The organism is Candidatus Neomarinimicrobiota bacterium, from assembly GCA_012964825.1.
GTDB lineage: Bacteria > Fidelibacterota > Marinisomatia > Marinisomatales > S15-B10 > UBA2125.
This window is the reverse complement of sequence record DTTI01000040.1, coordinates 85626-94607: the sequence shown is the minus strand read 5'-3', so window position 1 is coordinate 94607 and position 8982 is coordinate 85626. Positions and strand designations below refer to the sequence as shown.

General features: G+C 45.9%; 9 protein-coding genes. All 9 read right to left on the bottom strand.

Annotated elements, in window-relative coordinates; translation table 11 throughout:
- Window positions 1–178: 178 nt before the first annotated feature.
- Window positions 179–955 carry a hypothetical protein gene (locus EYO21_04390; GenBank protein HIB03049.1) on the bottom strand — a complete coding sequence of 259 codons (777 nt, stop codon included), beginning with the start codon at window positions 953–955 and terminating at the stop codon, window positions 179–181.
- Entirely contained in the window at window positions 956–2371 is a 1416-nt protein-coding gene (locus EYO21_04385) for a TrkH family potassium uptake protein (protein ID HIB03048.1), read from the bottom strand. It lies immediately after the preceding gene.
- A gap of 64 nt (window positions 2372–2435) precedes the next feature.
- Window positions 2436–3779 (bottom strand): Trk system potassium transporter TrkA, encoded by a 1344-nt coding sequence (gene trkA, locus EYO21_04380; protein HIB03047.1) that lies wholly within the window; start codon window positions 3777–3779, stop codon window positions 2436–2438.
- A gap of 6 nt (window positions 3780–3785) precedes the next feature.
- Complete coding sequence (locus tag EYO21_04375) at window positions 3786–4529, bottom strand: hypothetical protein (protein HIB03046.1); 744 nt, start codon at window positions 4527–4529, stop codon at window positions 3786–3788.
- Window positions 4530–4602: 73 nt separating this feature from the next.
- On the bottom strand, window positions 4603–5232 hold the full coding sequence (locus EYO21_04370) for a deoxynucleoside kinase (protein ID HIB03045.1): 630 nt from the start codon (window positions 5230–5232) through the stop codon (window positions 4603–4605).
- A complete protein-coding gene (gene mtaB, locus EYO21_04365; GenBank protein ID HIB03044.1) occupies window positions 5223–6533 on the bottom strand; it encodes a tRNA (N(6)-L-threonylcarbamoyladenosine(37)-C(2))-methylthiotransferase MtaB in 1311 nt (436 codons plus the stop codon). Before mtaB ends, EYO21_04370 begins: the two co-directional genes overlap by 10 nt.
- Before the next feature lies 1 nt (window position 6534).
- On the bottom strand, window positions 6535–7599 hold the full coding sequence (locus EYO21_04360) for a glucose-1-phosphate thymidylyltransferase (GenBank protein ID HIB03043.1): 1065 nt from the start codon (window positions 7597–7599) through the stop codon (window positions 6535–6537).
- Window positions 7596–8153, bottom strand: a complete 558-nt coding sequence (locus EYO21_04355) for a ribonuclease HI family protein (protein ID HIB03042.1) — start codon at window positions 8151–8153, stop codon at window positions 7596–7598. Before EYO21_04355 ends, EYO21_04360 begins: the two co-directional genes overlap by 4 nt.
- Before the next feature lie 13 nt (window positions 8154–8166).
- Window positions 8167–8973, bottom strand: a complete 807-nt coding sequence (locus EYO21_04350) for a PD-(D/E)XK nuclease family protein (GenBank protein ID HIB03041.1) — start codon at window positions 8971–8973, stop codon at window positions 8167–8169.
- Between the last annotated feature and the right edge of the window lie 9 nt (window positions 8974–8982).

Here is an 8982-nt window from a genome sequence, read left to right as displayed (position 1 = left end):
ACCGGGTAGGACATAACGTCCGAACCAACCCTCGAAGAAACTGTTAAGCTTCAATATAGTTTTTCTCTTAGTAAAATCGTTGGAAATAAGAAGGATGAGGCTTATTCAGTTGAGTAAGGAGCGTCCTTTGGAAGTTTTCTCTTTTTTCTTCGAGAGTTCATATTGCAGCCATGGTCAATTATTTTCCTTTAAAGTTTGGATTTCTCTTTTCTACGAAAGCGGCTGCTCCTTCTGCATGATCTTCAGTGCTGAAAACAATCCCAAAGAGGTTTGCTTCATATTCTAGACCTAACTCCTGCGTCATCTCTAAGCCCTTATTCACCGCTTCCAAGGAAAGTCGAACGGCTTCCGGTCCTCTTTTTATGATTGATTTAGAAATCTCTTCAGATTTATCCATCAGAGAACCCGGTTCAGTTACATGGTTTATCAATCCAATTTCCTTCGCCACAAGTGCTGAGATCATTTCACCGCTGGTAATCATTTCGATAGCTCTCCCCTTCCCCACAAGGCGGGGTAAACGCTGTGTACCGCCCCAACCGGGAATGATGCCGAGATTGACTTCCGGTTGACCAAACATTGCATTATTGGATGCTACCCTAATGTGGCACGCCATGGCTACTTCGCAACCGCCGCCCAAAGCGTACCCGTTCACCGCCGCAATAACAACCTTAGGAAAATTTTCTATTAAGTTTGTCAGGTCTTGCCCCCGACGAGCCGAGGCAATAGCTTTGGAAGGTGAATGTGATTTCATTTCTTTGATGTCAGCTCCGGCAATAAACGCTTTTTCACCAGTTCCAGTAAGGATTACGACCCGCACTTCGTCATCGATTTGAAATTCGCGAAATGCGTCCTTAAGCGCCACTATGGTTTCACCATTTAGTGCATTTAGCACATTAGGCCGGTTCACAGTCAAATAGCCAATACCTTCTCTCACATCTGATAATATATTTGCCATTTATCGCCTCGAAAAAAATGTATTTAAAAAAACCATGACAGTAAATATCTCCAACCTGCCCAAAAGCATACAGAATGTCAAGAGCCATTTAGCCAACGCTGGCAGGTGCGCGTAGTTGGCCACGGGACCTACTGAACCGAGGCCAGGACCAATGTTCCCGATGGAAGCAGCGGTAGCACCAAAAGCTGACTCAAGATCCAGACCCAATACAGTGAGAATCACCGAAACAGTAACAAATATAGAAACATAGAAGAGCACAAACCCTAATGTATTCCTGATAACCTCTTCTGAGATCATCTGCCGCCCAATCCTGACCGGGATGACTGCTCTGGGATGGAGGAGCCGTTTGATCTCAGAAAGACTATATTTGATCACCACCATGATGCGGCCGATCTTCATGCCACCGCTCGTAGAGCCGGCACAGCCCCCAACAAACATCAACAAAAGCAAAGAGAGTTTAGCAAAGGGTCCCCAAAGAAGATAATCTGCAGTGCTGAAACCGGTTGTGGTCAAAATGGAAACAACCTGAAAAAGAGAATCTCTGATGATTTTGTGAGACAGGTCTTCAACATTTAAGGCAATTCTTGCGGCAAGGAAGACTGTGACCAACAGAACCATGAGCCCGTAAAACTTGAATTCACCATCCCGAAAATAGCTCAACCGTTTAGGATTGGTAATGATCTTCCAGTGGAGCGCAAAATTGACACCAGCAAGGAACATGAAAAGGATGATTACATATTCCACATAGGCGCTGTTGAAATGGGAAATACTGGTATTTTTCGTCGAAAAACCGCCTGTTGCCATAGTGGTAAAAGAGTGACAAAGCGCATCGAAAAATGTCATGCCACCAAACATAAGCAGGATTACCTCTACTGCTGTAACACCCAAATAGACAAGCCATAGACTCTTGGCAGTTTCCTGAACCCTCGGTTTTAACTTGTCAGGCACAGGTCCCGGTACTTCAACCTTGAACAACTGAACACCGCCCACACCCAATAGCGGCAAAATCGCAATGCTGAAGACAATAATCCCCATTCCGCCGATCCACTGAATGAAACTTCTCCAGAAGAGTACTCCTTTCCCCAAACTCTCAATTCCGTTGGCCAGGTGTGGCATTGTGGCAGGATTGCCCAGGATAGATGCACCAGTTGTAGTAATACCAGACATGGATTCAAAAAATGCGTCCGTCAGATTTGGAATGGTACCAGTTAAAATAAAGGGCAGCGAAGAAAAAATAGCGATTGTGAACCAAGCCAGTGTTACTATGGCAAATCCGTCTTTAACAGACAGCGTCACCTTTCTCCGCGTCAAAATCCAGACGGGCAGACTGACAGCAACTGTTATCCCTGAGGACATGAGTAGACCTTCAAGATCGGGCTCTTCATAGTAAAAAGACCACGCCGCGGATAGAAGCATGGTCGCTCCCAGGATGGTCAGCAGTGCTGCTAAAACATTAAGTATCGAACGAATGTGCATTCATTCAATTAAAGAGCTTTTCCACTTTGGGAATTGCATCAGGCAGTGAAAAGACAAGAACAGTATCCTCTTCTGTAATTTCGGTGTCTCCATGAGCGATAGAGACATGACCGTGGTGATTTATTGCACCAATGACAGATGCAGTGGGAAAGCCTATTTCACCCAAAGGTTTTTGTGTTATCTTGCTTCCGGGCTCCGGGCTAAATTCAATGGCTTCCACGTCAATATCTTCAAAATTGGTGACCACCAGTTTTTCATCACTTTTTATGTATTCCAGGATCTCGTTGACTGTGCACATATTCTTACTGACAACGACATCAAGACCTATCATTTTCATGGCCGGGATATATTCGGTTGTGGAGACATGGATCATAGTTTGACGGACACCTAAGTGTTTGGCCAGCAAAGCTGATAAAAGATTCGTCTGTTCGTTCTCTGTAACCGCAATGTAGCTGTCAAGCTCTTCAAGACTCTCAAGTCTCAGAAATTCAATGTCAGTTCCGTCACCATTCAGGACCAGTGTTTTATTTAACTCAGACGCCAGCATCTGCGCCTTGTCACGATTTTTTTCCACTAGCCTCACATTTATCTCCTCCTGAAGTTCGTAAGCCACAGCACGGCCAATCTTCCCTCCGCCCAGAATCATCACATTCCTGGTCTCGCGAACCGGCTTGCCGACCATGTACAACAGGTTTTCAACCTGTTCCTTTCTCACAAGAAAATAACAAATGTCGTTTATATCAAATTCGGTCTTTCCGTGGGGCATGATTGTTTCCTGTCCACGAATAATACCCACAGCACTAAAAGCAAGCGAGCCGTTCCTGGACTGAACCGCATCCAGCGACTGCCCAATAACGGGACAACCGTTATCCAGGCGGATACCGATCAGCTGCAACCGCCCTCCCTCAAAGTCCACAACAGAGGTGGCAGATGTTTGCCTCACTAGGCGGTTTATCTCGGCTGTGGCGGCCATTTCTGGATGGATCACCTTATCTATCCCGAACCGCTCGGGACGAATGAGAGATCCTTTTTCAGAATATTCTGTATTTCTGAGTCGAGCTATGATCTTGTTAGCACCAAGCTCATGGGACAGCTGCGAGGCGATAAGATTCACTTCATCCACACGGGTAACGGCCACAACGATATCCGCTTTTTCAACGTCCGCTTCACGCAGAATATCGGGACTGGTACCATCTCCATGAACAGTTATGACATCGAGATTTTCGGATGCGCGCTGCACCCTCTCCATGGAAATCTCGATAATGGTAATATCGAAGTCTTCTTCGCTCAGCCCTTTGGAGAGCTGAAAACCGACTTCACCGGCACCGATAACAACTATTTTCACCAGTCTCCTCTATCTCAACAAGACCATTTTCATGGCGTGATAGTTCACACCCACCTTCATGGAACAGACATATGCACCTGATGGTGCAGGACTGCCGGCATCGTCCAGCCCGTCCCATCGCATTGCGTGAAAACCGGCGGGGAGTACACTTCTTTCTTCCAGGGCACGGATGCACTCACCGGTAATATCGTAGATAATGATATCTACAAGAGCCGACTCAGGAAGATCAAATTTGATGACGGTCTGGTTGTTGAATGGATTCGGAAAATTCTGATTGAGCGTAAAAGTTCTCGGTAGTGAAGGGACAAGGTAAATCTGCCCTGCTGAAACCCTCAGATTGATTTTGTTGCCGTCAGGTCGCGAAAGGATAAAATCCTTAACATTGAGGGAAACTGAACCTTCGTAATCTCCCTTGGAAGATAAGGGAATCATCAAAACAGGGTCTTCAAGATCAAGTGTCTTTCCTTCCATTGAGAAAGCCACAACTTTAAGACTCTCTGAGTCCTTTTTTGTTTTGAGAGAAAAATCCCTGTTGCTAGTGGAAAGGCTTGGTACACCGATCTCCAGTACCTCTGGATCGTAACCGACCTCGAACTGGAGTCCGGCAATGGCTTCATCACTTTTGACCGTCAGATAGATAAGACCGTTGTCGCCTTTGGTGAGAGAAACTTCGGAGAAAACCGCTTCTGCTTGCTCTCCCGCAATAATGGTGGTGGTCAAGATAGTAAGAATAAACATGTGACGGAGAATCATCAGTTTACCATCTGAAGAGGATAAGGTAAGAAGATTCTGCCGGATAGTCCAACACGGTTTATGTTTTTTTCTGTCACGCCTCACAGCGCCGAGCAATATCCTGAATCAACTGCTCCAGCCGGTCTTTATCTTTGTAGACGTCAAAATCATTCGTGTCCACAGTCATAACATTAAACTCCAATTTTGCACGATTGATCCATTTAGTGTAGGCAATGTTGAGGTTATGCAGATATTCTGCCGACACTGATTTTTCATACTCACGGCCGCGCTTTTTCAGCCGCGTCAGCAGTGAATCGGTGGATGCTTTAAGAAATATAATAAGTGTAGGTTTCCTCAAATAGGAAGTCATTTCATCAAAGAGCGCCCGGTAGTTGGCCCAGTCTCGCTCGGACATGTTTCCCATTTCGTGAAGGGATTGAGCAAATATTTCCACATCCTCATAAATTGTCCTGTCTTGCACAGCAGGAACATCTCCCTCAGACATTTCCCTATGAGTCCGAAACCGGCGAGAAAGAAAATAGATCTGCAGATGAAAACTCCACCGCTTCATATCCGAATAGAAATCGGATAGATAGGGGTTGTCATCCACAGATTCATAATACGGGCGCCACCTCATATGCTCAGAAATCATTTTGGTAAGTGTTGTTTTTCCCACTGCGATATTGCCGGCAATACCGACAAAAGGAACATCACTCAATTGGATAAGACTCCCTGCATAACACCATCGCGAATAGACCTTAAACTCACTCTTTGAGTTGTCCCGGAAAAACTCCTCTCCCCTTGCACTTTGACACGGATATAATTATCGGTGAAACCTTCTAGAATACCGTTATCCCAGGTCTCGAAAAGAACGTTACGAACTTGCCCCAAGCACGATTCATAGAACGCACTTCTCTTCTTTTTTGAAAGAATACGAAGATGCTTGCTTCGCTCAGCACGAACGTTTGGCGCGACCTTCTTTTTCATTTCAGCAGCATCTGTCCCGGGACGTTCAGAATAGCTGAAAACATGCAGGTATGAAACATCCGCATCATTCAACAGGCGGACTGTTGCCCTGAAATCATTATCAGTCTCACCGGGAAATCCAACAATCACATCTGCACCGATGCAGCTATGAGGCATGGCCTGTTTTACTTGATTGATCCGGGACAGATACATATCACTGGAATAGCGGCGTCGCATCCACTTTAGGATTTTGTCTGAACCGGACTGAAGTGGCACGTGGAAATGAGGAACAAATGAGTTTGAACCGGTCACAAAGTTGATGATATCATCTGTCAGCAAGTTCGGTTCGATAGATGAAATACGTATTCGCTCGGCACCAATCCTATCAAGGGCCACCAAAAGACCAATAAAGGTTTTTTCAGAGCCGGCACCAAAGTCGCCTATATTGACACCGGTGAGCACAATTTCCCTCACCTTTACATCAAGAAGCCGCCGAGCGCTGGCTACCGTTTGTTTAATTGTATGGCTCCGGCTCCGACCCCTAGCCATGGGAATGGTACAGTAGGAGCACGTGTAATCACAGCCGTCTTGGACCTTCAGAAATGCCCGGGTCCGCTCCGATGTTGAGCAAGACGGGAAAAAGCGATTAACCGTTTCGATATCGCAGGAATGGATCTCTCCCGATTCTCTTTTGGAGAGATCACTTAGATAAGCAGGTAGATTAAACTTTTCACCGGCACCCAAGACAAGATCCACTCCGGGAATGGCCGAAATTTCTTCAGGGCGGAGCTGAGCATAACAGCCTATGACAGCCACAAATGCGCTCGGGGATTTCCTCAGTGCCTGCCGAACCGCTTTCCTACACTTTCTATCAGCGTTTTCGGTGACGGAGCAGGTGTTTACAATATAGACATCAGCCCTCTCAGAATAATCAACACGCTTGAAGCTCTGAGATTCCATGTTTGTGACAATGGAAGCGGACTCGGCAAAGTTCAGCTTGCACCCCAGCGTGTGGAATGCAACTGTTCTTTCAGCGCCGTTCGATGAGACAAGCACCATCCTAGGCCACTTCCACTCTTCCCTGGTCACCTACCATAATCCTGTGCGCCCGGGGCCTGGTATTTGACTGACTCAATTCAACGTCGTGACCCAATAGAGAAGCTTCGATTCTTTTTTCAACGTCTTTCAGTGACGACCCGGACATAACGATTGAGTACTCCACTTCGCAACCAATAATGTCACAGTCGTCAGAAATAGAAGTGTAAGGGCCAATATAGGCATTCTCAACGTGTACATTTTTGCCAAGGATGACCGGTCCCCTCACTTTACTATTCTTTACAGTGGTCCCTTTACCAGCAACGATTCGACCAGTAACAAAAGATTTATTGTCTATCTTAGCTGAATTCTTTCCATGGAGATTATCAAGAATTAGTCTGTTTGCTTCAAGAAGATCGGACGGTTTACCCGTATCCTTCCACCATCCTGTGATTTCGGAAAAGGAAACCGATTTCCCACTGTCCAACAGATATTGATGGGCATTGGAAATTTCCAGCTCGCCCCGCGCCGACGGCTTTATCCTGTTAACTGCCTCAAAGATAGAACTGTCATAAAGATAAATACCGGTCACAGCAAAATCACTTTTGGGATTTGACGGCTTCTCTTCAATGGAAATGATTTGATCTCCGCTTATTTCAGGTACACCAAACCGCTCCGGATCGGGCACTTTGCTAAGCACCAAATGACAGTTAGAGCCAGCAGCTTCGAATTCATCAACAAATTGCCTCACGCCGCCTACAAGAATGTTATCACCGAGATAGAAAAGAAATTTATCATCGCCAATGAACGGCTCGGCAATTTTAATCACGTGGGCCAAACCGAGTGGTGCTCTCTGAGGAATATAGGTAAGTTTCACCCCCAGTTTCTTTCCAGAACCAAAAGACTTTTCAATCTCATCGTCATCGGCGTTCACGATAATGCCAATCTCTTTAATTCCTACATCAGACAAATATTCTATAGCATAGGTAAGCATGGGCCGATTTGCGATAGGGATCAGGTGCTTGTTCTTCGTATGGGTGATGGGTCTGAGCCGGGTGCCGTGGCCGCCTGCTGTAAGGAGCCCTTTCATTTCTCAACACCCTTCGTCAACGCCTGTTTGCTGAGAGTATCGGCCTTTTTGTTCTTCTCCCGGGGGACATGCTGAAGAGTCCAGTCAAATTCGGCCAACATGGCGCGAGCCGAACTATGGAGTTTTTGAAGCCGTTCATTCTTCACCTTGTATTCAAGGTTGATCTGCTTCACAATAAGTTCGCTATCACTAAATATAGAAAGTTGACTGATGTTGAGTTCATTACCCAGTTCAAGTGCTCTGATAAGGGCAGTATACTCTGCCTCGTTATTGGTAGCCGAGCCAATATTTTCTGAAAAGGAATAGAGCTCTTTATCAGGCGCTCCATCTCTAAAAAAAATGCCACCGATGCCGGCTGTAGAGTTGTGAAGTTCGGAAGCGCCGTCTATGTACACCGTTGCCGCATTATCACTTTTGTCGGAAATGAGTGCAGTGTAAAGATCACTCCAATCAGAATCAGAGGAATCGTCAATCAGGGTCGACAGCGTTTTAATGTTATCCGGAGAAAAGAGTTTGACGAGCAGCCCTTTTTGGCGAGCAGTGAGATCGCTCATTGCGGCGGTGAAGTTAGGGCGCGGCCTCTCTTTTCACAACGGGATTGTGCCCGGCTACAGCGGGGCATTCTTCCCAATAAAAACACCAGTAACATAGGGGCGACTTTTGTGGCAGAAAGGGACCATTATTTTGGATGGACTCCTTAATTTCTGACACCAAATTTCGAATCTTTGTTTTTAGATTTTTCAGCTGGCGAACGCTGCGGCTTGAACGGACTTCCTGACCGTGCTGAAGAAAATGCCAGACAAGTTCAACATTTTCCACACCGTCAAAAACTTGCTGGACACCCAATTGATACAATGCTAACTGTCGATTCCGATTTGCGTCGGCCTGGCTCATGGACCTGCTGGAAGTTTTGTAATCATGTATCTCCCATTTCCCATCACCCAAGTGATCGAGGCGGTCAATGATCCCTTTTATTTGAAAATCATCCTCAGGATCCATTTTGAAAAGAACCGTGTACTCTATCTCCTTTACTGGAGAAGAAAATGGCTTATGTTTGCGGTAATACCGGCCGAGACAGTCTGTTCCCAGTTTGAAGTAGTGGTCCACGGAAAAACGTTTCTTCACAATAACCACGTCCTTGTGCCATTTTTCGTTCCACCCCTTGGTGAAATGATTGACGACACCATCAAACAGAAGAAGACGACCCTTCACCATCTCGCTGTAGAGAAATTCCAAACTTTCATGCACCCTTCTTCCCAAAAAGGATTCTATACTTTCATACGGTTTACTGATGTTGTCAACATAACTGAACTTGTACTTTGCTGGGCACTGCTCATACAAGGAAAGACTGGAGTGTGAGAAAGGTCGGTTCAACTGTTAAAG